The sequence below is a fragment of the Bacillus pacificus genome, from assembly GCF_020861345.1.
In the GTDB taxonomy this organism is placed as follows: Bacteria; Bacillota; Bacilli; order Bacillales; family Bacillaceae_G; genus Bacillus_A; species Bacillus_A pacificus.
The window spans coordinates 4,154,082-4,178,498 of sequence record NZ_CP086328.1; the positions used below are offsets into that span (position 1 = coordinate 4,154,082).

Below are 24,417 nucleotides of genomic sequence, written 5' to 3' on the forward strand. Positions count from 1 at the left end.
ATATCAGAGAACAAATAGGTAACCCTTATGTTACATTCAATTTAAGGATATATTTTTTGTACCGACATTTTTAGGCATGAAATGTCGGTTATTATTATCTATTATGTATTAAATTAAATATTTGAAAGGGAGTAAAATTATGGATTGGCTAAAAAGAATGAATAACGCATTGGACTATATTGAGAATAGTTTGGATGAAGAGATAGATTATAAGGAGATTGCAAAGGCAGCTAATTGCTCTGAGTTTCATTTTTCAAGAATGTTTTCTTCAATCTCAGGTGTGTCGCTTTCAGAATATATTAGACGAAGACGTTTAACACTTGCAGCATTTGAAATTCAAAAAAGTGACATTCAGATCATTGATGTGGCAATTAAATATGGTTATATTTCTTCTGATGCTTTCTCACGTGCTTTTAAAAAAATGCATGGAATAACCCCTTCTAATGCTCGTAATAAAGGAGTACAGTTAAAAGCCTTTCCGAAGATTTCCTTCCAAATTTCTATTAAAGGAGATACCGAGATGGAGTACAGAATTGAAAACCTCGATTTTGAGTTAAGAATTGTAGGAAAGAGTAAACCAGTAAAAACAAGCAGCGCCTTTAAAAAAATCCCTACACTTTGGAACACTGCGAAAAAAGACGGATTTATGCAAGAATTAATAGATATGTCATGGGAAAATCCAAAGTGCACGCTTGAAAGTCTTTTAGGGGTTTGTGGGAAGGAAGCTGCCATAAAAGATGAAGAATTTTCTTATTTTATGGGTGTAAGATATGATGGGGAGGTATCAGCTAATATGGAAACACTAATTATTCCCGCAAGTACATGGGTAGTTTTCCCGAATATAGTAGACGCATGGAAACGATTATATTCCGAGTGGGTCCCAACTTCTGAGTATGAACTTGCCAATTTACCGTGCATTGAATGTTATTACGGTCCGAAACATAAGCCGAGACATGAACTTTGGGTCCCTGTCATCCCAAAATAAGACACGCATTCAATAAAAAAGAGCTGTTTAAGTTGTAATCAAAAAAACTTAACTTAAACGCTTTAGAATTTGAGCTTTTTATATTGTGAGTAGTCACATAATGACCTGAAAACTTACGTTTCCGTTATACAAAAGCTAACTTTCTAGCAAATTCTTTTAAAAATAAAGGGGTAAGATATCGCTCTAATTCTTCAGCAAATAATTAGAGTTCACTTCGAATCGAAAGATCCATAAAAACGTCTTCTAATTTATTTTGTTTAAAGAGAATACTGTTTCTTTATAATTGAGGAAGTTAATATTCTTAAATTGATGGGAGTGTCCTTCTACCTCTATTTAGTAATAAAAAAGAGCACCTCGAATAGTACTCTTTGAAAAAGAACTGTATAAGGTTAAAAATTCAATTGAAACCTTTATTTAAAAACTAACATTGAAAAAGAATACCACGTGATATTATATGTATATTTAAAAGGTATGTCCAGTTTTAGAAAGAAATCGTAATTTTAATAAGGGTGTAGCCCTTACATAATAATAAGGGCTCGTATGGAATGGAATTTTATCTTTACTTGATTGTATCATGCTTTTTCATTTATAGGAATTATAAATATACAAATAAAATTGAACTAAAAAACAAAGCAATTAGCGTGATTAGCTAACTGCTCTGTAAAAAAAGAAAACTGCGCTTATCAAGCACTGGTTTTTGTAACTATAAGTTACAGTGATAGTATAAACTGAATCGAAAACATTATGCAGGAAAGACAAAGAAATTAATAAAAAAATCATTTTGTATGAGTTTAAAACATAAAAAGAGCACTTAATAAAATACTCTTTTAACGAGATCATTCTTTTGTAAAGACTACCTCATTTTATATAGAAAGAAACACAAAATATTATATATGCATCCAGTCCATTGCGTATATTTTTACAAAAAAGAGCAGCTAGCAAAAGCTAACTGCTCGGCTCAAAGATGGCAATCTAGATGCAAGTATAGTATTAACGAAATTTAGATCTTTATTCAAAAGGGGATAAATATTGAATATATAAAATGATATGAAGCTCAGTAAGTAACTTAAACATATCTTGAATCAAATAAATTCATAAAAAACGCTATATTTCCCTACAAAAATATAGCGTTTTTTTTCGCTTTATGAATATAATTTCTTTTTCATTTGAAGATGACCTTTTATCTTCCTCGATGTTTTGCTTTTCGTTTTTGAATTTTCATTTGTCGCTTTTTTTCTAGTAATTCTTCTTTCTTTTGACGCGTAATACATTGTTTCATTTTCTTTTTTTGTTCTAGTTCTATTCTCAATACTTCATAAGATTTGTTAGAAACTCCTTGATTTTTCATTTCTTTGGCGGCTAACCTTATTAATCTTTTGGGATTAATAATTTTACTTTTCCTTTTATCAATAGAGTTTTTAACGCCTGATGTACTTTTTAATAGCGGAACCATATCATGAAAAATAAAATCTAGTATTTCACTATCTTTTGGCTCTGAACCAAAAGTATGTTTACATACTTTCAATTTATTATTTTCAAACATTTCTACAATTCCAATCCAAAATTGTCCATCAAAATAAATTGTAAGTTTCATTGAGAATCCCCCTTGTTTATTACATGAGTGATGGACATCCCAGGGGGGAAGGTTACTGACAATAATTAAATAATTATTGCGTCCGGACTACCAACCGAACTGTGTTTTTTCACTCTAAAGTTATTATATTCCAAATTCTCAATTTGTAAACATTTTGATATTATCAGTTTAGTTAAATTATTTCTTTTAATATTTACAAATACATATTAAACTACTTTTCCTCTAACTTTTTCATCCATCTTCAAAAGTTAATTACCATAATAGTGACAATCATAGCCAGTTTCTTAAAAAATCATTTGTTTTCCAAAATAATTTAATGTGAATAATTGTAAGATTATAAAGTTTTATAATGTCTTTAAAATAAAAAAGTTGTGCACCTTTTAAAAATATAATTCATTTTTATCTTGTATTCTTATTAGTTTGATGGTATGTATGGTGATCTCTTTTAACGGAGTAAAACTCAATTCTTTTCCTATATGAATTTGTTTAGCTTGTTTTTTTAATACTGGTAATCCTCTAATATGTGTGGTCTTGCTTTATAACTTCGAAAAGTAATCAGTAAGCTTTTCGTTTTCTCTTTCGCGTAATCGCTTATTTTCCTCTTCGAGCTCTTTTTTTCTTTTTTCCAGCTTTTCAATCTTTCTTTTAAGAGATGCAATTATGGCTTTTTGATTACTTTCATCTCGTTTAATTCTAGAGTCTACAAATGCTTTTTCTTGTTGATTCCGTAAGAATTTAATACGTTCTTTAAGTTCTGGGTGATTATAAAGCGTAGCTTTACTTACACCAGCTTCTTCCGCCACACTGTTAAAGTTAATTGCCTTAGAAATCTTTGTTAAGCGTTTAATAGCTTCTTCAACTTTAACTTTGGTTGTTTGCTTTCTTTTTTCGTGTAGCTGCTTCAATTGCTCTTCACGGTTAAAATTACCCACGGTTAACACCTTTCCTTTTCTTGTCCTCTAACTGCCTCTTTATACGTTCAAAACGTCCAAAAATGACATTTCCGTTTTTAATCGTTTCATAAATGTTTTTGTATCTATTTAAGTTCTTTTCGTTTGCTTCGACCATATCTTGGCGACCATATTCCTTTGAGACTTCAATTATTTTAATTGTACTTTCTATATGTAGCTCATATTTTTTTACATCAAAGCTTGTCATACCAACCGATAAGTCAAAACAAGGTTTTCCATCGTTTGCTGTAAGGCAAGGGGGCTCTACTGCTAATGGACAATTACCATTAACTCGAGCACGACACGTCCCGTAAGGGTTGTCCAATGCATTTAATTTCTCGTCTTTCCATATCATATCCATAATACCTTCCGGAATGTCTTGAGCCTCTGATACCTGATGAATTTCACCATTCAAATCAAAGCTAAAAACACCTTTTTTAATGACCTCTTCAAAAGCCTTACGCTTCGTGTCATCTAATAAACGGGCATATCGCATTGTCATTTCAGGTGATGCGTGTGCTAATAATTCCTGAACGGTTAAAATATCAGCTCCGCCATTTAACATCTTTACTGCGTAAGTATGTCTAAACGCGTGATTTTTAAAGTGGAAGATATCACCTGTTTCATCCGTAATATTCTTTTTGACTGATAACTCATTAAGTTTTGTTTGTACCCAATACCGGATAAATGGCCGCCCCTTACGTGTACCACTATAGCGGACGAAAATGTATTTGTTGGGATTATTGTCATCATTGCTGCGTTCTTTAGAATTACGGATTAAAATGGCGACTATATTAGCTAATTGTTCATCAATGGGCACTTTATGGTCTTTTACATAAGTTTTTTCAACATCCGTCTGAATCCAGTATTTACCGTTTAACTTAATCAAAGAATCTTGAGTCAAACCAAGTGTATCACTAATGCGCAAACCAGTTTTGTACGCTATCCAAACGATTGGCTGAACATCTGGATGAAGATCGTTAATGTGCGTAAATAATTGCTCCAATACATAATCAGGAATGTAATCAATATCATCATCGGATTTCTTATCTAATTTTGGATAATCTTCGGAATAAAGTAGTCTAGAAGTGGATTTCTTAGGTGCAATACTGTATTCAAAACGTTGGATATCACGTAAAAAGGTGTAAACACATTTTAGACTATCATTTATATGTTGCTTTGGATTAGTTTTTTTATATTTCAAATTATTTTTTGCATAATAATGAAGATACTCTAAATAGTTCTCGATATGTTTTCTTGTAAGCATATTTAGATTACTCCAGTTAGGTTCTAGTTGACTGATAAAATTTAGAAACCTTGAAACAAATCTTAGATAATTCATAGCTGTACCCACCGAAAATTTCTTTCCGCCTAGTAATCTAGTTTTAATATATTTTTTAAAATGCTGTTTAAAAACATCATTATGAATAGTTGTAAAATCTATATAATAATGAGAATCAGAAGTATTATATAAGATCCCATACTTCTTATTTAACACCCTGGCATCCCATTTATCTTTTTCCCATTCTTCCCGTGTATCTGTCAGATAATATAATTTCTCATACATTCTTCGCAAGAAAGTTGCTTGTTGTGTTTTAGTTTTATAATCGCGGTTCTTTTTTGATGAAGTAGTTTTTAATCCCTTATTATTTAACCACAAAACCCACTCTTTCTCAGCTTTATCGATATTTAAATCAAGTAAAGAATGTAGTTGATTGTGTTTTTCATTTAGAAATTGAATCAAATTTTTTAAATGCACGTTGTAGGTGCAAAATACAGTGTTAAAACTTAACTCATCGTTAAAAAGGTAGCAATAGAATACAAATTTCAACTCTTGGGATATTGTAATGCACTTAGTAGCTAACTTTAATACTTTTCTTGTCCCCGTATATTTCTTAAAGCGTTCTTCAAAGTTAGGAATTTGACCAATTTCATTCACGTTCCATATATCATTAATAGAAAAATAATTATCTTTCACAAGTTTTCTTCTTAGTGTTCCATCGCTAGATATTTCCTTCACCTCGTAAGAGATGAGGGTAGAAGTGATTAAGTCCCAATATTCACTTTGCGGAATTAGGTAATTTTCTATATTTTTTTTCAAAGCTTTTCCTCCTACATCACTCGTTTAGTTTTAAATTAAAAAGGAAACGCTTCGTCAGGAATTTCTAAGGCAACGTCGTCCTTTTAGTTATCTATTTTGGGTCCAATTTTAAACGCATGAGCTGCTTTTTCCCAATCCTCCCGGATTGCATCATCAGAAGGGTGAACATATAGATTGATTGTTGTTTGGACTTGCGAATGTCCCAAACGCTCTTGCACCATTTTAATATTTTTCGTTTCGAGATAGTAAATCGTTCCGTGAGTATGACGAAATAAATGTGGAGTTATATAAATACCAGTTTTTCTCTCAATCTCTTTAAAAGTGGCATATACATCCGAATAGGTCATTGGTTCACCAGAATTCTTCCCAAAAAGCTTCACAAGAACAAAGTTATGGTCCGGATTATAGTCATCAATCACTTCATACAGATAGTCATCATATAGGTTCATTAATGACTGAGAAATTTCTAATTCCCGAGATCCTGTTTTTAACTTACCACCATTAGGTAATTCTCCTCTATCTGTTAATTTAAGCTTATGTTTTCTTTGTTTAGCATCAAATTGAAAATCTTTAAGGAATAAAGAGAGAGCTTCACCAATACGTAAACCTGTTTCAAAAAGCAAAAGAACTAGAAATCGATCTCTAATATTCGTAGTTGAATGATAGATGGTTTCAACTTGTTCTTTTGTAAATATCTTTATTTTTTCTTTGGGTTCTTTTAATTTAAGGATATTTTTGGAGTAGGGTTTTCCCTCGTTGACATGATGTAAAAAGCTCTTGTATCCATTTCCACCGGCACCAGTAAACATCTTTTTCATTAGCTTTTCAACTATATCTGAATCGATTAGCTCGCTACGATACAAATAGTCATAAAAGTTGGTTACGGCACTGATGTAGTTATTTACTGTTTTCTCAGTCAGTTGTTTGGGTTCTTTTTCTTTATTATGTTTTTGAGGTATTTTGTAAGGAATTACCTTGTTGTTTCTATATGGGTTTCTAAGCCAGACCACATAGTTAGATAAAATCTCAAAATTAACTTGTTGGTAATCAATTTTTATTTGTTGTAAGTATGTGAAATAGTGTTTTAAAGCCGTACAGTATGTCTTTAAAGTATTACTTTTACTCTCATTGTTATAGAGATGTTTCATATACTTAGCTACTGATACAACAGGTACTCCTTCCGAATTTAGTAGAAGGTATGCCTTTCTATTACCAATACATATTTCTTGAACTCTCATTAAAACACCCTCCCATCCTTTGTCTATCTTTAAGAGTGCCTCTAATTGTTTTTTAAGGTCCTCACATCGAAACTTTGTCCTCTTTCCAAAACCTAACAAACACTTCAAATTACACACCTATATTATACTGATTAAACTAAATATTCAATCTTTATTTCCCCCATTCATTATGTAAATAAAAAAGGATAATCAGCCCTCATAATGGACTAACTATCCTGTAATTTATTATCTTACTTTAACAAACGGGTGACCTTTCTTCCTTATTCACAAACAAGAATTTGTCTAGAAAATGTTCCTTTTTTTGTAGTGCAACGATCTATAATTTCAAATCCTGCTTCATGAATCATATCGTCCATTGTTTCCATTGTGACAACGACTACCTTTTTAGCAATGCGGCGTGCGCTTGAAAGAATGGAGAGCTGATTTTCTGGTGTTGCGTGCGTAAATAAGTCATATGGCATGTCGATAATTGCGACGTCATAGTTCTCCGTAATCTCCTCGATCGGACCTTTCGTTATCGTCCCATCGAATCCGAAGTGCGCAATATTTTCTCTCGCTCCAATCGCAACGAGCGGGCTTATATCTCTACCAACGATGTTAATTCCCATCGAAAGAGCTTCTACTACAACCGTTCCAATGCCGCAGCACGGATCAATCGCTCTTACTCCCTCTGGATTTGGCACCGCAATATTTGCAACGGATCTTGCAACACGTGTGCTAAGAGATGTCGAATAGCTACGTGGTTTTTTTATATGATGGTACCAAACTGGTTTACTCTCTACATAATGTCCAAAATACCAACGTCCGCCTAATGGAACAATACCAAAAGTACGCTCTGGATTGCGCACATCTGCTTCCGCATCAATACAATCCCCAATACGTCGTTCAATGATACGTCTTTCCGCATACTCTATTTTATTTTCTCCCTCAAGATCATTGATTTTCACGAAGATAACTTTAAACGTCATTTCTCCTAATTCAATTTCCTTTACTTGTTCCAAAATACTTTCTAAGTCGTCTCCTTCATACATAACCTCAACGCGTTCTTTCATAAAAGGACTTCTACTCGGGTCAATTTTGACATCACTTTTCAAAATATTAACGTGGGACTCCATTCCAAAGAACGAGCGCATTTCCAAGTAACATAAAGCACGCTCCTCCTCACGAAATGCATACGTATATATACATGCAGGTGTTTTCCTATGATTATTCAATCTATGATCATCCTCTATATCGTTATAATTACAATACTTTTTTGTATAAAATTAAATGATATCACATGCCTGAAATAAAGAGAAACGTTAATAAATAAAAGAGACTGCCTATTGGCAATCTCTTTTAATGTATTAACGGAAAGAAGATACGTTATTACCCTTTGCTTCGTAATAATCTAAAATACCTTGATAAATCGCTTCTGCTGCACTTTGCTTCTGTGCTGGTGTAGCGAGTTTATTTGCATCATCCTTATTATCTACAAATGCTAATTCTGCTAATACAGCTGGCATTGTATTATATTTTACTACGTACCAATTATCCTTTTTCACACCACGATCTTTTGTTCCAAGAGCTGCTACAAGGCGCTTTTGAATTTTTTCTGCTAATAAGCGACTGTCTTCCGTATGTGGATTCGTTGATTTTGTCGGTGCTGCTGCATAATAGAATGTTTCTGTACCGTGTCCATCTTTACCTGTAGAACCGTTACCGTGAATACTTACGAAAATATCACCATTATTTTCATTAGCAAATTCTACTCTTTTTCTTAAAGAATCACTAGAATCTACTCCTGGGCGTGTATCGTTCGTACGTGTTAACTTAACAGTAAATGGTGTCTTTTTCTCAAATAGTTTTTGTAATCGTAAAGATGTGTCTAATACGATTTCACTTTCTTTCTCGTAATACCCAACATTACCCGAGTCAATTCCACCGTGACCTGGATCAATAATAATTGCTTTACCTTCTAAGAAGTTCTCTTGTTTTACTGGGTTTAATTGATTTTTATCAACCCATTGGAAACCACTATTTGTACGGATACGAATCCAGCTATCTTTTTCTTCAATAACCGTTACTGTTTGTGCTCCATATTTCCCTAGTACTTTAGAAGAATGTGACGCTTCTGCATATGTTGTAAATCCTTCATTAATAACTTCTGTTTTTTCTTTTAAAGGTGTCCACTTCTCACCTTTGCTCGTTACAATTTTAATCCATCCATCTCGCTCTTCTTTTACTACAACTTTTTGTGGATCATGCTGCAAGTCAGTAATTCCTGATGATAATGATGGTTGATGATATGTAATGAACTTACGATCTATATACATTTCTTTCTTTGTTTCCTCTGGTTTGCTCGTATTATCATTATGTTTCTTTAGCTTGTCCGCTTTATACGTCATTTGCGCTGCTTGTTCACGCGGTATATAAAGATCTGGGCTCCAAATCGTCTTACCAGTACCAGCAGAAATCTCTAACGCTACTAAAATATTTGCTGCTTCTTTACCGAAATGACCTTCCAAATCAGTAAATTTATTCGTAATTGGGGATTGTACTAACCCTTGTAGTTTATAAGCCTTCACAAGCATAGAAGCCATTTCAGCACGCGTTACTTTTCCATCAGGATCAAATACGCCTGCTCCTCGGCCTGCAATAATATTTTCTTTTTCAATTGCTGCAATATACTGAGTTGCCCAATGATTTTTTGAATCATTAAAAGATGGTTTCCCAGCTGGATCCACTTTTAATCCAATTGCTTTCGCTATAATTGTCGCTGCTTCCGCACGTGTTAAAAGACCTTTTGGCGCAAACGTATCACTTGTCATACCGCTAATTACATCTCGCTCTACTAAATAGTAAATTGCGTCTTTTGCAAATGAGTCGTCTCGAACATCTGAAAACTTCTTTGTTTCTGCTAAACTACTAACTGGATAAGCTAGTAAACTTGCTGCTAACATACCAGCAGCGATTGCCTTGTACTTCATAAAAATTAAATCTCCTCTCAAAATCTCACGTTATACAATTCTCTTAATCAAACTAATATAAAAAATACCAATTGGAAAATAACTCCTATAATAGTTTATAACATTCTACCACTGTAGTAAATACGTTTCCTGCCTAAATTATTAAAGATGAATATATAAGGAAGAATAAATATAAAAATTCAAAAAGCGATTCATTACCCACCAAATGAAAAGCTGATTAAAAATAACATTTTCAATCAGCCCTCTTTATTTTCTACGAAATTATTCTTCAATTAAATGAGACATTACATACGCATATACTAACGCTTCTGTATGAGCAATCGAACTTTCATGTGTACGCTCAAATGCATGAGAAGAATCAATACCTGCTCCAATTAATGCATGCTTCACATCAAATCCAGCTCGAATCGCAGCTGATGCATCCGATCCATAGTACGGATAAATATCTACTTTATATTCAATATTGTTCGTTTTCGCAAGCTCTACTAAATGTTTACGTAGTGCATAATGATACGGACCACTAGAGTCTTTTGCACAAATAGATACTGTATACTCGTCAGATGCTTGTCCATCACCTAGCGCTCCCATATCAACCGCTAAATATTCAACCGTTTCTTCTGGAATGTTAGAGTTACCACCGTATCCAATCTCTTCATTGTTAGAAATTAAGAAATGAGTTGTATATGGTAATGTTACGTTTTCATCTTGTAATCTCTTAATTAATTTTAATAGAATTGCAACACTTACTTTGTCATCTAAATGACGTGATTTTATGTATCCACTCTCTGTAATTTGAACGCGTGGATCAAATGAAACGAAGTCTCCTACTTCAATTCCTAATTCACGTACTTCATCAGCTGAAAATACACGCTCATCGATACGAACCTCAATATTTTTCTCATCGCGTTTCGCTTCACCTGCATCTTTATATACATGTACAGATGTTTGATGCATTAAAATCGTTCCTGTATACGTCTTGCCACTTGATGTTTCAATTTCGCAATATTCCCCTTCTACAGAGTTCCAGCGAAATCCGCCAATCATAGAAAGACTGAGACGACCATCTGGCTTAATTTCTTTCACCATCGCACCTAACGTATCAACGTGTGCTGTTAATAAGCGATGCTGTGCATCATTTTTCCCTTTTACCGTTAAAATAAGAGCGCCTTTATTGTTACGCTTCGTTTCTACATTCCACTCACTTACATAGTTTTCAATAAAACGAATAATTTTCTCTGTATTTCCAGATGGACTTGGAATAGAGACAAGCTCCTTAATCAATTCCATCGTTTCTTTCGCATAATGTGCCATTGTCGTTTCCTCCTCATTTTTCCTATTATTTAGTATACCGAATTTACTATAAATCCTCTACTCATATAGCTTAATTTTCTAAATTATAGTAAAATTCACTTTAGTATATAAAAGGAGTTATACAATATGAATATATCAAAAAAATATGTACACATTGCACTCATTTGGTTTCTAGCATCATTACTTTGTTTACAAGTTTCTTATGCAGTTCATACTACTACTTCTATTACAATTGGCTGGGTATTAACAGCTATCTTCTTCATTATTAGCTTAATCGCAACAAAAAAGCATAGCGTTCGTTAATGAGTAACGCTATGCTTTCCCTACAAATCTATTCTTCTGAAACATCCAACAAGTAAATACCTCTTTCAAACCCACCGCGCTCTATCTCTTTCTGCTTACGAAGACGTTCTACATCTTCAATTGTTGCACCTTCTGCACGCGCTAATGATATGATTACTTCCAGTGCATCCGCAAGAGAATCAAGCGCATGTTCACGCTCTTTCATAGAAGCAAATTCACGAATTTCTTCTGTTCCAATTTTCGCCAAAGCTTGTATGTATGCTTGTCCTGTTAATTTTTGTGCTGTATATGTTTTTCCAGACATTAAAATCTTCTCTGGAACACGATCTCTTACTAACTTGTTATATGCTGACATCATTCATCCTCCTATGTTTAATAGCAGCCGAGCTCTGCCTTATAAAATAACCACTCTTTTTTCACACAAGCACTTAACATATCAATTCCTGATCCGTGCGCCCTTACTGCCGGAAAGAAATAATGCTCTGGTTCTTCTTTCTTCTCTCCATATAAGGTTTTGTACTCATCAGGAATCGCTTCTTTTTTCACATCCCGTTCTTTCTCCACTTCACCTGAGAAAGCAGCAATTGGATGCCCTTCAAAAAATAGTGCAGTCCGTACCGCAAGAGATGGTGTACTATGCAAAGCATAATATGTAAGTAAAATAATAACGATAACGCCAATCAATTTCTTCATTCATTACTCCTTAAAAAAAGTGCTAACACAATTATACTAAAATGTGTTAGCACTTTCTCCCCTTTATCCTAAATTAACCGGCAGTAAAACTGCCACTACACTTTATTCTCCTTTAAATACCGGTAAACGTTTTTCTAAAAATGCAGCGATGCCCTCTTTATGATCTGCTGTTTGTCTCATCGCATATTGGCCGCGTTTTTCAAGCTGCAGCGTTTGTTCTAAATTGGAGCGATTTACTTCACATAAAATTTGCTTCGTTTGAATCATCGCTTTGATTGGCTTTTGTGACCATTCACTAATTTTTTGCTTCACAGCCGTTTGGAAATCTTCGCCGATTACTTCATCAATTAAACCGATATCAAGCGCTTCTGTTGCTGATAATTTCTTTCCTTCCCAAATAATTTGCTTCGTCATATTTTCACCAACGCGCTTTTGAAGGAAGAAATGGCCGCCACCATCTGGAATTAAAGCGATTCCAATAAAGTTCATCGCAATAATTGATGATATATCTGCCATCACATAGTCAGCTGTTAGTGCAATACTTAATCCAAGACCAGCAGTTGGTCCATGAATAGCACTAATAACAAGCTTCGGCATCGTATATAAAGTCACAACGACTTCAGAAATAGTATTCATAATACCATCAAACTTGCTTTCATCATTACTTGAAAGCATCGATTTAATATCTCCACCCGCAGAAAAACCACGGCCGTTCCCGCATAACACAACAATGTGTGCAGAACTCTCCGCTACTTCTTTCAGTTTTTGTAATAACTCTTTTAACGTTGGTTCATCTAATGCATTTAACACCTCTGGGCGATTGACCATAACCGTTGCAACGTGCCCTTCATATTTCACAATGACAGATTCTGTTTTACTTGTTACTTCCATTATATATACCCCTCTTTTCTACACAAAGATTATACTTATATAATTATAGAAAGGATGTGAAAAACCCTTCTTTTTTCTTAATTTTCTGTCTAATAATCTCGTAATTTGTATATCGCCTTGCATAAAACATACAATTTCGTTGAAAAATATAGAAATTAAAGTCGGTTTATCCCGGCTCTTCATCTATTTACCATTACAATGAAATGGTGTATTCTTAAGTCTGATATAAAAATTAAATATAGAAATTCATTCCCCTTCCTATTATATAGAGGGGTGCTGAAATAAAGGAATGAAGAAATGGAGGAACATATGGTTACTAAGTTAAAACAGACGGATAACTACTTCCCGCATTTCCTACTGCTATTCATCGTGTTTCAACCAATTTTAGATTTATTAACGTCTTTTTCAATCTATGTATTACACATGAGCGCAACAGTCGGAATCGTAGTCCGTTTCGCCTTTATGCTTCTTGCATTAGGTTATCTACTTCTTCATCATAAACAACAAGGCGCGAAAAAGTACATTCTCTATTTATGTTTACTCGGAATTGCACTGGCAATCGGTCTTGTAAATAATATGATGGTTAAATCTCCAGTTTCATTTGGAGAAGAAGTTAAATTTATTTTAAAGAGCATATATCCAATTGTGCTACTGTTTGGATATATTATCGTCTTTAAAGAGCTAAAAAATAAAGAATATGTGTTTCATAAAATCATTACATATTTCTTATATGCAACTTTAATTTTAAGCATCACAATGATTATCGCAATGCAAACTGGCACTGATTTCCCAAGCTATCCTCACTCAAAAATTGGCTCAAGAGGTTGGTTCTTTGCTGGAAATGATTTAAGTGCTCTCTTTGCGATTATGTTCCCAATCGTTGTCTTATATTCGATTTATAAAACAACTTCTTTCTCGAAAATATATTACTGGATTCCAACAATACTTGCGATGTATGCAAGTATTATGGTCGGAACAAAAGTTGGATATGGTGCAATTGTGCTAACATTAGGCGTAGCACTTTTCTTCTCGTTCATTGAATATATGATAAACCGTAAAAAAGAAAAAAAAGGATTCACATATCTTGTAAACACCATCGTTGCAGCAGTTGTACTAGGAGGTTTAATTGTTCTTACACCGCATACTCCTATCGCAAAAAATATGGGAATCCACATGCAAATATACGAATACAAAAAATCAGTACAAGAAGAACAGGATAAAAAAGAAGGAAAAGTAATTAAAGAAAATCCAGAGGATGCAAAAAAACACGCAAAAGGTGAACTAACAGACTCTGAAGTGAAGAGTTTAATTTATAGTGATCGGGACAAATTCTTAAAAGTATACAAACAATACTATAAAGAAGCACCGCTCTCACAAAAACTTTTTGGAATGGGTTACGCTGGTAACTACACAACGAAAGTGAAGCTAGTCGAAATGGATTTCCACGACCTATTCTTTGCATTCGGAATTGTCGGCTTCCTTATGTATTTACTGCCGCTTCTTTATTTCGGTATAAAAATATTCATTCGCTTGATCACAAACTTCAAGAAACTATTTAGCGTAAAACATATGCTACTAGCTAGCACACTCGTCCTATCGCTCGGAATCGGCTTTATGTCCGGCCACGTATTAACAGCACCTGCTGTAAGTATTTTCTTTACTGTCATACTTGCTTATATGGTTGTTGATTTGGAAATTGAATAACATTGAAATGGCATGCCCCTATTTTATGGGCATGCCATTTTTTATACTTGCTATGTTTATTTCTCGTAACAATCAAACAGCATAAGTCACCTGCTCGCAAATAGCTGAATTATATAGAAAAACCCTTTCAGGAATTCTCCTGAAAGGGTTTTTCGTCAATAACAGATATACTATCTATTATTATTTTTGAACAATAGCAGTTGATGCAGTTACGTTACCAAGTGATAATTGGTTACCTGCAGCATCTGTAATTTTAATGCCGTCTGGATTAGCTGAACCTTTTGCTACTACACTAATTGTTGCAGCTTGAGCAACGTTTAGCTCTTTTGCAGTTGTTAAGTAAACAACGTTAGCTTCATCTGCGCCGCCATGTTTAATACCAGCAATTGCAGCATCGTTACCATTTACAACAACTTTTAAGTCATTGATAAATTGAGCGTCATTTTCATTGAATGCTTCAATGTTCTCATCAAATGTAACTTTGATTGTTTTTGAAACGTCAGCTTCGTTATTAGCTTTCACATAAACAGCGCTTGCTAATTTTGGAGCTGTGTTATCGCCGAATTTAATTAAATCTTCAACTGGAGCTTTTGTTTGAGCGTTAGCTACTACTTTGCTTCCAGATGCAGTTAATACGTTTGTGCTAATTGTGAACTTAGCAGATTGATCTTTTGAGAAATAATTTTTTGGTAAAGAAATCTTAACAGTCTTTTTGTTACCAACGAATTCTGCAGTTGTACCTGTTGGTAATGCTTTACCGTCAATTTTGTAATTCTCTACATCTTTCGCGTTACCACTCATGTCTTGTGTATAGTTGATAGTGATTACATCACCAGCGATTGTAATAATTCCTTTGTCCATCTCTACAACAGGTGTTACAATACCTGTTTTACCAACAGTTGTAATAAATGCTTCGTTGCTGTTTGTGTTTACAGAGTAAGAAGCTAATTCATTATCTTTTGCAAACTTAATAGCACCAGCTTTTAATTCTACTGTGTAAGAATCGTCTTTTAATTCAACGTTGTTTTTAGGAGTAACTTTTAATACGTCACCTTCAGCTACGAAAGTAGATTCTACAACTACGCCACCTTTGTCACGTACTACGATTTGTTCTGGTTTATTTACATCAATTTTACCATCGAATTTAACTTCTAAAGTATTTCCGTTGATTTTGTTTAAGCTATCAGTAGCTACTTTTGGTGTAGCAGTATCAGCAGCTAAAGAAACGCTCATATCAACTGGTTTACCAAGTAAGTTTACTCCATCTTTGAAGTTTTTAAGGTTAACACTTAAGTCAACTTTCTTTTCACTACCTGCATATAATGGGTTAAGATCTCCATTTGCATTTTCTTTAATAGAAACGATGTATGAAGTTGGATCTTTTAGATCTTTTGTAAATTGTACTTCACCAGCGTTACCTGGAGTACCGTATCCCGCTGTTTTGAACGTGTAGTTACCTTTTTTCACAGTTACTTCAGGGTGTTGGCTTAACGGCTCAGAGAATGTAACTTTGAAAGTACGGCTGTTAATAGCTTTTAATTCTTTCACTTCTGGTGCTGTTGTATCAGCAGCTACAGTGTATTTTGTTGTTAAGATTGAAGATGTATTAGGGTTCTTTGCTAATGTATCTTTTGCATCGTATACAACTACTTCATGATCACCTTTAGCGAAGATACTATCTTTTCCTTCAACTTTAGCAGTAGTTAAAGTGTATACACCTGGAGTTTCACTTGCAGTTTTTGCTTCTGTAAGCTCAACGCCATCAATTTTAACTTTTGCATCTGTTTGCACAGGTTTGTTGAAAGTTAATTCAACTGCGCCACCAACAACGCGTGCACCTAATAATTCTGGAGCTACTGAGTCAGAGAATGTTTTTTCTGTATCAAGGTATTTTTCTACAGGTTTTAAGTCAGCACCTAATACGCCTGTAGTTGAGTGTACTGCATATTTGTCAGAGTTAGCAAATGCTTTGCCAGCTACTAATTTGAAAGTTACGCTCTTACCATCTTTTGAAAGAACACCTTTCTTATTAGTGTTTCCTAAGAAATCTTCAGATTTTAAGTTAACACCATTTTGTTTGAAAATGTAGTTAGCTTCGTCAATTGCAGTTTTTTCATTTACTGGTTTTGTGAATGTAACTTTAATTTCTTGAGCGTTGATTGCACTTACAGATTCAACCTTAGCTTCTGTTTTTACTTTCGGGCTATATGTCATTGCATTGTAGATGAACTGAGCAGCTTGCTCACGAGTTACAACACCGTTTGGATTGTATTTGCCTTCACCTTCACCAGATACGATACCTAGGCTTGCAAGAGTCTCGATTGAAGATTTTGCAGTTGCCCAAGATAAACCGTCGATGTCACTGAAAGTTTGTTTGTTTTCTTCATCAGCTTTGAAACCGTATGCGTTAACAAGAAGCTGTGCCATTTGTGCACGAGTTAATTTCTCGTCTGGACCGAATTTATTGTCGCCTAAACCAGCCATGATTTTGTTAGCTTCAGCAGCTGCGATGAATTTAGCATAAATGCTGCTTTCTGGTACATCTGTGAATGGAGTTTTCGTTGAACCAGGTTCAATACCTTTTGCTTTTACCATGAAAGTAGCTACTTGAGCACGAGTTACATCGTCACCAAATCCGAATAGGCCATTACCTGTACCTACGATAATACCTTGTGCAGCCATAGCGTTGATCGCTTTTGCAGACCAATGTTCTTTAGGAACATCTTTAAATGCGCCCTCTTCTGCAGATGCAGCAACTGGAGCTACTACGCCAGCCACCATTGCAGCTGTCATTGTACCAGCCATTAATTTGTTAAAAGACTTATTTTTTGCCATTGATTTATTTCCTCCTTGAGAAATATAATACTAGCTTTAGAAATATGTATTTGAAAAACTAGTGATTTACTAAATTCATATATTAATTTACAAACACTTTTTGAAGAATAGTAATTTATTAGCCATAATAAATACTATCTTTTTCCAAAAAGTTAAACCATGTATATAATACGTCATAATTCTTTTTTTTTAAAGAATTATTTATCGCATAATTCGACAAATTTACAATGTTTGTCGAATTATATATTTATCAACTTTTCTAATATGTAAACGTATATACATCGCTTGTATTTAATATACAAATAGCATTATAGCACATAATATAAATGAAATGACAATTTATACTTTTTAAAATTATCGACACTTTTCGACAAAGATACGCTTTATTTTTTGTTATTTTGTCGAATTATTTGTTATAAACTTCTATAAAGTGGGATTTTTTTATTTTAATGTCATAAAATTACATTCATTTATTTTATTCGACAAACAAAAAGACTGATCATCTAGGTGATCAGTCTTTTTGTTTTTTCTTTATTAGTGTTTTACGTACTCTACATTTTCTTTTGCAACGTACGCTTCATTTACAGCAGGATCATCAGAAATGATTTTAACCCATGCTTGTCCATTTATCGTTTCTTCGCCTGTAATCGTAACAACTTTATTTGCCGCTAAGTTATACAGTCGTTCATTCGACGTACGAGGATCTTTTTTCGCTTCCACCTTATTCGTTACACGAGCAAGTTTATATTTGTTGTACTCTTTTTTACCTAAGTACGAATCAAAACGGAACATATGCCCTGCTACTTTTTTACCCCAGTTTGCATCAGATGCATATTTCATATTTAAACCGCTAGCTTTATCACCTGTATATGTTGCAGTATAACGCCAATGACCTGGATTTAAATATCCTTCATTCATATATACTTTTGCAGCATGTTCAATACAATCTTCTTTTGAATTAAATGTTAGACCGTTACCGAATGGACTATTATCTGTTGCATTTAAACCAAATAAGTTATTTTTATCTCTTGCAAGATCGCTTGTTCCATATAAACTTTCATGAACAGCTAATGAATATAAGAATAATGCATTTACATTATACTTACTTTCTACTTCTTTAAATTTCTTCCCTAAACCGATTAGTGGCGAATCTGGTTTTACTGATTTTACATAACTATCTAATTGTTCTGCCGTGTACTCTGTTTTCGTACGTAGTGATAAATAATTAAAATATTGATAGAATGTTTCATTTCCGAATGTTTTTCCATCTACACTATACATTGATTGCCCTTGTTTTATGAACGAAGGGGCTGCGCCGAATCTATATTCTGTATATCCAGGTGAACTTGTATTATACGTGAAATATCTGTGATATAAATATCCATCTGATTTTACGTAATAAGATGACTTCTTCATTTCATTTTCAGGAATTAAAGTAACTTCATTTTTCTTTACATAACCTGTTAGGTCAGAGAGTTGCACTTTCACACGATCTTCTCCAACTTCTAACACTTTAAATTCTGTTCCATACTGAATATATGTATATACTGTTTGTAAATTATCACCGTACACATTAATTGTATTTCCAGGAGTTTGCTTCGCCGCTGCAAAGCCATCTTTAATCCATACGTATTCATTTTCATACTTCACTGTATTGATACCTTTACTTTGTGCAGCTGTAACAGCTTCTTTATATGTAGTGTAACGCTCTACTACTTTCCCTGCATCATTTAACAACACATAATTCTTTGTTTCTACAGGCGTTTCTCCACCACCAATTTTATCAAGCATTAAGTTCAGCATCGCTGAAGCCATACCTCTTGTCGCTGATAAATGCGGTCTAAACGTATTATCTTCTGGATAACCTTTAATAATCCCCGTAGTTACCATAACTTGTACATGTTCTTTATAGTTAATACGATTCGTATCAGCAAATGTAAGCGGACTTACAGTTACGTTAACCTTTTTATAATCTAGCGCCTGTTTTACCATTACGGCCATTTCTTCACGTGTAATCACATCATTTGGTGCAAAAGTCTCAGGACTACGCCCTTTAATAATTCCCGCTCCGAATGCTCTACTTACGCCGTCATATAAGCCATATGATTTTGGCACATCATTAAAATTTGAATCTGCTTGCGGAAGTTGCAGGGCTTTCGCTACTAATGTAGCAAACTCTGCTCTCGTTATCTCTTTGTCAGGTAAATATACATTATTTCCATACCCTGACATGATTCCTTTATTAATAAGAGTACGCATATGCTGCTCAAATAGATGACCTGTAATATCATCACTCGCTGCATAACTTGAAATAGGCGTTAAAAGGAATGCCCCCGTTAATGCAACTGCTGTAATACCTTTTGAAAATTTTTTCACGGTTATGTAATCCTCCTCGTAATCTACGAATTTATCATTCCAACACCGATTATATACTAATTATATAAACATGATAAACAAAAATTAGCATACAACCTTTTTAAAATAAGCATTTTATTATATTGAAATATTATATATCCTACTAATCTTCCTATAAACTCCATTCCTTTTACAACCGCGAAATCCTTTATGATATAATGACGTAGTTATTTCTGTTTATATAGAAATAACTACAAAGATATTACATACTACGGAGGATCATTATGCCTAGATTATATGCATTTGCATTTAAAGCACTGCAAATATTAACATTGTTATTTTTTGTAATGACTCTTATATACTCATTGCAATTTTTAATAACTGAACCGAAGTACGATCATCCCTATTTCCTTATAGTGGCACTTATAGTCATTCTAATCGGGATCATATTCATGTCTATCATCGTGAATCGGTTTTTCACTCAAACACAATTTATCATATTTATTTGTCTACTAGTATTCACACTTCGTCTTGCATGGGTGTTAACAGTTCAAACAAATGTCGTACAAGATTTCGCACAAATGTATAACGGCGCCGTTGATGCTGCAAATAACAATTTCTCATTCGCGGACAAAGCATATTTTACTACTTGGGTATATCAATTAGGCTTTACAATGTACCAAGCTGGTGTGATCAAATTGTTTGGCGAAGGTGTACTAGCAATTAAATTATTAAACATACTATACTGCACTGGTATCACGTACTTTATATATCGCATAGCTACACATCTATTTAACGAATTTTGCGGTAGAGTTGCCGCACTTATTTTCGCAACGTACATTCCTAACATTATGATGACTTCTGTACTAACAAATCAGCATCTCGCAACATTTCTATTCTACGGTGGTTTTTATCTTCTCGTAAAAAAAGGAATCTCGCATTCATATACGTGGATATTTGTTAGTATTCTTATTGCATTTGGCGATATTATGAGACCAATTGGTATTGTTATTTTACTAGCTCTCATTCTTTTCTTACTTATCACTCATATAATTGGTGATAAGAAACTGAATAAAAAAATGGTTGTATCAAAGCTCATTGGTATGATTGGCATTTATTATATCGTGCATTTCATCTTTAGCTATTCATTAATTGCTACAGGGGTTACACAATATCCATTATCCAGTCGAGACCCTTATTGGAAATTTGTAGTTGGATTCAACCCTGAAACAACAGGTGGATTTTCTTTCCCTGACCATAAACTTGTTTTTCAATATCCGATTGGCGAGGAACGTTTCGAAATTGAAAAACAGCTCATTAAAGAAAGAACTTCTGATAAAGGACAACTATTATTGTTATTCAAAGATAAATTTAAAATTATGTGGGGAGATTATGACGCAGCCATTTATTGGGGATTAGAAGGACATCCAAAACCCGAATTATCAAAATTACTGTGGACGTTAGAAAAATTATGTTACGTAAGCATTTGCATATTCGCTTGCATAGCTTCTATCAAAACGATAAAAGAACAACGAAATAAAACGTTACTGTTCTTCTCATTATTAATTTTAGGTTACGCAGGCGTGCACTTCTTCATTGAAATTCAATCGCGCTATCGCTACTTTATCATCCCGACGTTTATGATCATACAAGGTTACGGTGTCTATCTCGTTACACAATATATAAAAGAAAGATTCAGGGCGTAAATAAATACACTAACAAAAAACACTCTACTTTTTCTGTAGAGTGTTTTTTTCTATATGATAAATAATTTTCTTAGCCGCTTGTTCTCCTTGCAGTTGCAGCTCATCTACTCTTCTTTGCAGAGATTGCTGTATCTCTTCATGTTGCATCACTTGCCTCTTCGCAATTTTATATAGATCTTCTGCACTCCAGTCTCCATCCACACTTCCTATAACCGGTTGATTCACTTGTCTTAAAAATGAATCGATTTTTGGATCGTATGAAATTCCAACCATCGGTGTTTTCGCGACAGCCGAAAAAATAAGGGCGTGAAGACGCATACCAATTAAAAGAGAACACTCTGATAAAATAGATATTTTTTCATCAATATCCATTTTATATGGAAGCATATACGTCTCTTCTCCCATTAAATCCACTACATCACGCGAAGCATTTTGATCAAACGGACCATGCATCGGGACGAATAAAATTTGGTATCCTTCTTGCTTTAATTTTTTTAAAGCTATCGCTAACTTTTTTATATAATCTTCTTTTGCATTCCAGTGACGCACACTCACTGCAATTATTTTCCCATGCAAAGAATGTTTTTGTAGCCAATCTGATTGTTTTTTTCGTTTCCATGTTAAAACTGGATCTGGAACAAGTTCAATATCCCTTTTCATGCCAAGTTCCTTTAAGTATAAAAATGAATCCTCATCTCGAACTGATATATATGTCGCTTTCGACAAATGCCATTTCACTAATAGTCGATTATGCCTTTTTGTAATCGGACCTATTCCTTGTGAATAAATGTAATACGGTTTTTTTAACATACGAGCAAACCCCATAATACCCGTATAATATAAAATACTTTTTACACTCGTTTTATCTTGGAGGAGGCTCCCTCCGCCACTAATAAGTCCGTCACTTTTTTTTATTGCATCATAAACCGATTTGATACTCCAACGATCCACCGCTTCTACTCCGTACATTTTCCTTGTATAGTCAGGGTCATTTGACAGCACAACGAGTTCAATATTCGGATTCTCTTTATGTAACGATTCAATAATCGATTGTAGAATAGCTTCGTCTCCAACGTTATAAAAACCATAATATCCTGATAAAACTAACCGCACTCTTAATCTCCTCCAACATTTGGTAACCAACCATTTCATCCATTATTGGCACCAACTCCTTACCTAAAAAAGCATCATCACAATAAGCCCGTCCGAATTCCAATCCTTACATTTCGTAGTTCTATATTTATTTTTTCAAAAATGGTATTTGTTTTTTTGATATCCAGTTTAATTTCAAAGCACATACCGCATACAAAATGATTGCAATAGCAAGTGCTACAACACTATATAATAACGCAATAATTCTTGAAGATGTAACATCTATTATAGTAGATAGTTCATATAGTCCGAATCCTAAAATACAAGATACACCTATTACAATAAAAAATCTTCCTATGTGAACAGAATAGGAAAGATATTTTCGAATGTACAGATGATTTACGATACAGATTAACACATATATAATCAATGTACTATACGCCGCTCCATCTATGCCAAACTTTTTTGTTAATACTATGTTTAATAAACATTTCACAAAACTTGCACCGATAACAATCCACGCAGCTTGGGCAGAGCGGTTAATTCCTTGTAAAACTCCTATTGATAATACCATAACCGATGTGAAATACGAACTACCAATCATAACAGCTAACATACTGCTTCCTTTCGCATCTGTAAACAATCCCACATTTAACGGAACCGCTAATGCAATTAACCATATTGTTAACGGGGCTGTTAGCACATGCATAAGTGAGTTCGTATTTTGGACTGTCATTTTTGCTAAATTCATATCTTTTTTTGCTAGTGCAGACGTTAATAATGGTATTAATGGAAATACAATTGCGCTTGCGAAAACAACAATTAATTGTGTAAATGCAGAACCGCGGCTATATATACCAAATTGCGATTGAATTTCGGCTGACGATCCTTGCAGCACGTGCGGTACTGTTAGCGAATCCACCAAATTTAAAAGCGGCATGGATAAAGCTCCAATAGCAATCGGAATAGATACTTGCAATATTTTCTTTCCATCTTTTTTCAAATCTTGTAGTGAATACGAGTTGCTCTTATATCGGTATGAACTTTTATTGTACGTCATACGTAAATATATAAGTGAACTTATTACCCCAAGAAAAGATCCAACCATGGCCCCACTAGTAATGATAGTACTACTTTCATTCCAATATACTAATATATAAGCGATGATTAACATAAAAAATACTCGTACAAATTGCTCAATGACTTGTGATATCCCTGTCGGCTTCATATCACCGAACCCTTGAAAATACCCTCGATAAACTGCCATATATGGTGCAACGAGTAAAGCCAATGACGTAACCAGTAAGGGCACCCTCGTTTCTTGTCCACCAAGCATACTTGCAATTTCAGTAGAAAATAACACGATCACTAGACATCCAAATGTTCCAAATACCATCCCTATAATTGATGCCGATTTAAATAATTTCGCAATTTCTTTCTGCTTATTTTTTTCATTCAACTCTGCAATCAATTTTGAAATTGCCAATGGGACACCAGCTACTGATAAGGTAAGGGCAATCATATATACAGGAAATACAAGGCGAAAAATACCAAGCACTTCATCTCCTGCAATATTTTGTAACGGAATTTGAAAAAAACTACCAAGCAATTTCGACAAAAAAGTTGTAATTGTTAAAATTGCTGCACCTTTTACAAACTTCTTATTCATGTACCTTCTCTTTTCTTTTAT

General features: G+C 34.0%; 18 protein-coding genes. 4 read left to right on the forward strand and 14 right to left on the reverse strand.

The window, feature by feature from the left end; all coding sequences use genetic code 11:
• Positions 1–139 precede the first annotated feature (139 nt).
• Positions 140–985 (forward strand): AraC family transcriptional regulator, encoded by an 846-nt coding sequence (locus LMD38_RS21525; RefSeq protein WP_000383890.1) that lies wholly within the window; start codon positions 140–142, stop codon positions 983–985.
• Positions 986–2,165: 1,180 nt separating this feature from the next.
• Here the strand turns inward: LMD38_RS21525 and LMD38_RS21530 are convergent.
• The 7 genes from LMD38_RS21530 to LMD38_RS21560 all read right to left on the reverse strand — a co-directional run bounded on the left by LMD38_RS21530 (position 2,166) and on the right by LMD38_RS21560 (position 11,148).
• On the reverse strand, positions 2,166–2,579 hold the full coding sequence (locus LMD38_RS21530) for a YjdF family protein (protein WP_000778908.1): 414 nt from the start codon (positions 2,577–2,579) through the stop codon (positions 2,166–2,168).
• Between the two features lie 536 nt (positions 2,580–3,115).
• Positions 3,116–3,511 (reverse strand): DUF6262 family protein, encoded by a 396-nt coding sequence (locus LMD38_RS21535; protein ID WP_000526290.1) that lies wholly within the window; start codon positions 3,509–3,511, stop codon positions 3,116–3,118.
• Entirely contained in the window at positions 3,504–5,630 is a 2,127-nt protein-coding gene (locus LMD38_RS21540; protein WP_000739305.1) for a tyrosine-type recombinase/integrase, read from the reverse strand. The genes LMD38_RS21535 and LMD38_RS21540 overlap by 8 nt, the downstream gene beginning before the upstream one ends.
• 83 nt (positions 5,631–5,713) lie before the next feature.
• On the reverse strand, positions 5,714–6,868 hold the full coding sequence (locus LMD38_RS21545; RefSeq protein ID WP_001265869.1) for a tyrosine-type recombinase/integrase: 1,155 nt from the start codon (positions 6,866–6,868) through the stop codon (positions 5,714–5,716).
• 260 nt (positions 6,869–7,128) lie between these two features.
• Positions 7,129–8,082 (reverse strand): TRM11 family SAM-dependent methyltransferase, encoded by a 954-nt coding sequence (locus LMD38_RS21550; RefSeq protein WP_001059298.1) that lies wholly within the window; start codon positions 8,080–8,082, stop codon positions 7,129–7,131.
• 132 nt (positions 8,083–8,214) lie between these two features.
• A complete protein-coding gene (locus LMD38_RS21555) occupies positions 8,215–9,837 on the reverse strand; it encodes an N-acetylmuramoyl-L-alanine amidase (RefSeq protein ID WP_016716602.1) in 1,623 nt (540 codons plus the stop codon).
• Between the two features lie 261 nt (positions 9,838–10,098).
• Positions 10,099–11,148, reverse strand: coding sequence for a M42 family metallopeptidase (locus LMD38_RS21560; protein ID WP_062822275.1), 1,050 nt, complete (start codon positions 11,146–11,148; stop codon positions 10,099–10,101).
• A 126-nt stretch (positions 11,149–11,274) separates the two neighbouring features.
• Between LMD38_RS21560 and LMD38_RS21565 the strand changes: the two genes are divergently transcribed.
• Positions 11,275–11,451 (forward strand): hypothetical protein, encoded by a 177-nt coding sequence (locus LMD38_RS21565; RefSeq protein ID WP_001027096.1) that lies wholly within the window; start codon positions 11,275–11,277, stop codon positions 11,449–11,451.
• 28 nt (positions 11,452–11,479) lie between these two features.
• Here LMD38_RS21565 and LMD38_RS21570 read toward each other — a convergent pair whose 3' ends face one another.
• The 3 genes from LMD38_RS21570 to LMD38_RS21580 form a co-directional block, all read right to left on the reverse strand.
• Positions 11,480–11,806: a nucleoside triphosphate pyrophosphohydrolase gene (locus LMD38_RS21570; RefSeq protein WP_001277353.1), complete on the reverse strand. Its 327-nt coding sequence runs from the start codon at positions 11,804–11,806 to the stop codon at positions 11,480–11,482.
• A 17-nt stretch (positions 11,807–11,823) separates the two neighbouring features.
• Positions 11,824–12,144 carry a hypothetical protein gene (locus LMD38_RS21575; RefSeq protein WP_016716600.1) on the reverse strand — a complete coding sequence of 107 codons (321 nt, stop codon included), beginning with the start codon at positions 12,142–12,144 and terminating at the stop codon, positions 11,824–11,826.
• A gap of 102 nt (positions 12,145–12,246) precedes the next feature.
• On the reverse strand, positions 12,247–13,035 hold the full coding sequence (locus tag LMD38_RS21580) for an enoyl-CoA hydratase (protein WP_016716599.1): 789 nt from the start codon (positions 13,033–13,035) through the stop codon (positions 12,247–12,249).
• A 309-nt stretch (positions 13,036–13,344) separates the two neighbouring features.
• On the opposite strand from LMD38_RS21580, the gene LMD38_RS21585 reads away from it, so the two are divergent.
• The gene (locus LMD38_RS21585) at positions 13,345–14,739 is read left to right on the forward strand and encodes an O-antigen ligase family protein (protein ID WP_061131405.1); all 1,395 of its coding nucleotides are present in this window, start codon (positions 13,345–13,347) and stop codon (positions 14,737–14,739) included.
• Between the two features lie 180 nt (positions 14,740–14,919).
• Here the strand turns inward: LMD38_RS21585 and LMD38_RS21590 are convergent, their stop codons facing one another.
• Together LMD38_RS21590 and LMD38_RS21595 are read right to left on the reverse strand one after the other, a co-directional pair.
• The gene (locus LMD38_RS21590) at positions 14,920–17,574 is read right to left on the reverse strand and encodes an S-layer homology domain-containing protein (protein ID WP_062822274.1); all 2,655 of its coding nucleotides are present in this window, start codon (positions 17,572–17,574) and stop codon (positions 14,920–14,922) included.
• Positions 17,575–18,108: 534 nt separating this feature from the next.
• A complete protein-coding gene (locus LMD38_RS21595; protein WP_062822273.1) occupies positions 18,109–19,950 on the reverse strand; it encodes an S-layer homology domain-containing protein in 1,842 nt (613 codons plus the stop codon).
• Positions 19,951–20,213: 263 nt separating this feature from the next.
• Between LMD38_RS21595 and LMD38_RS21600 the strand changes: the two genes are divergently transcribed.
• The gene (locus tag LMD38_RS21600) at positions 20,214–21,635 is read left to right on the forward strand and encodes a glycosyltransferase family 39 protein (protein ID WP_062822272.1); all 1,422 of its coding nucleotides are present in this window, start codon (positions 20,214–20,216) and stop codon (positions 21,633–21,635) included.
• A 24-nt stretch (positions 21,636–21,659) separates the two neighbouring features.
• On the opposite strand, the gene csaB is transcribed toward LMD38_RS21600, so the two are convergent.
• The gene (gene csaB, locus LMD38_RS21605) at positions 21,660–22,748 is read right to left on the reverse strand and encodes a polysaccharide pyruvyl transferase CsaB (protein WP_062822271.1); all 1,089 of its coding nucleotides are present in this window, start codon (positions 22,746–22,748) and stop codon (positions 21,660–21,662) included.
• Between the two features lie 127 nt (positions 22,749–22,875).
• Positions 22,876–24,396 carry a putative polysaccharide biosynthesis protein gene (locus tag LMD38_RS21610; protein WP_061131402.1) on the reverse strand — a complete coding sequence of 507 codons (1,521 nt, stop codon included), beginning with the start codon at positions 24,394–24,396 and terminating at the stop codon, positions 22,876–22,878.
• Positions 24,397–24,417: the final 21 nt, after the last annotated feature.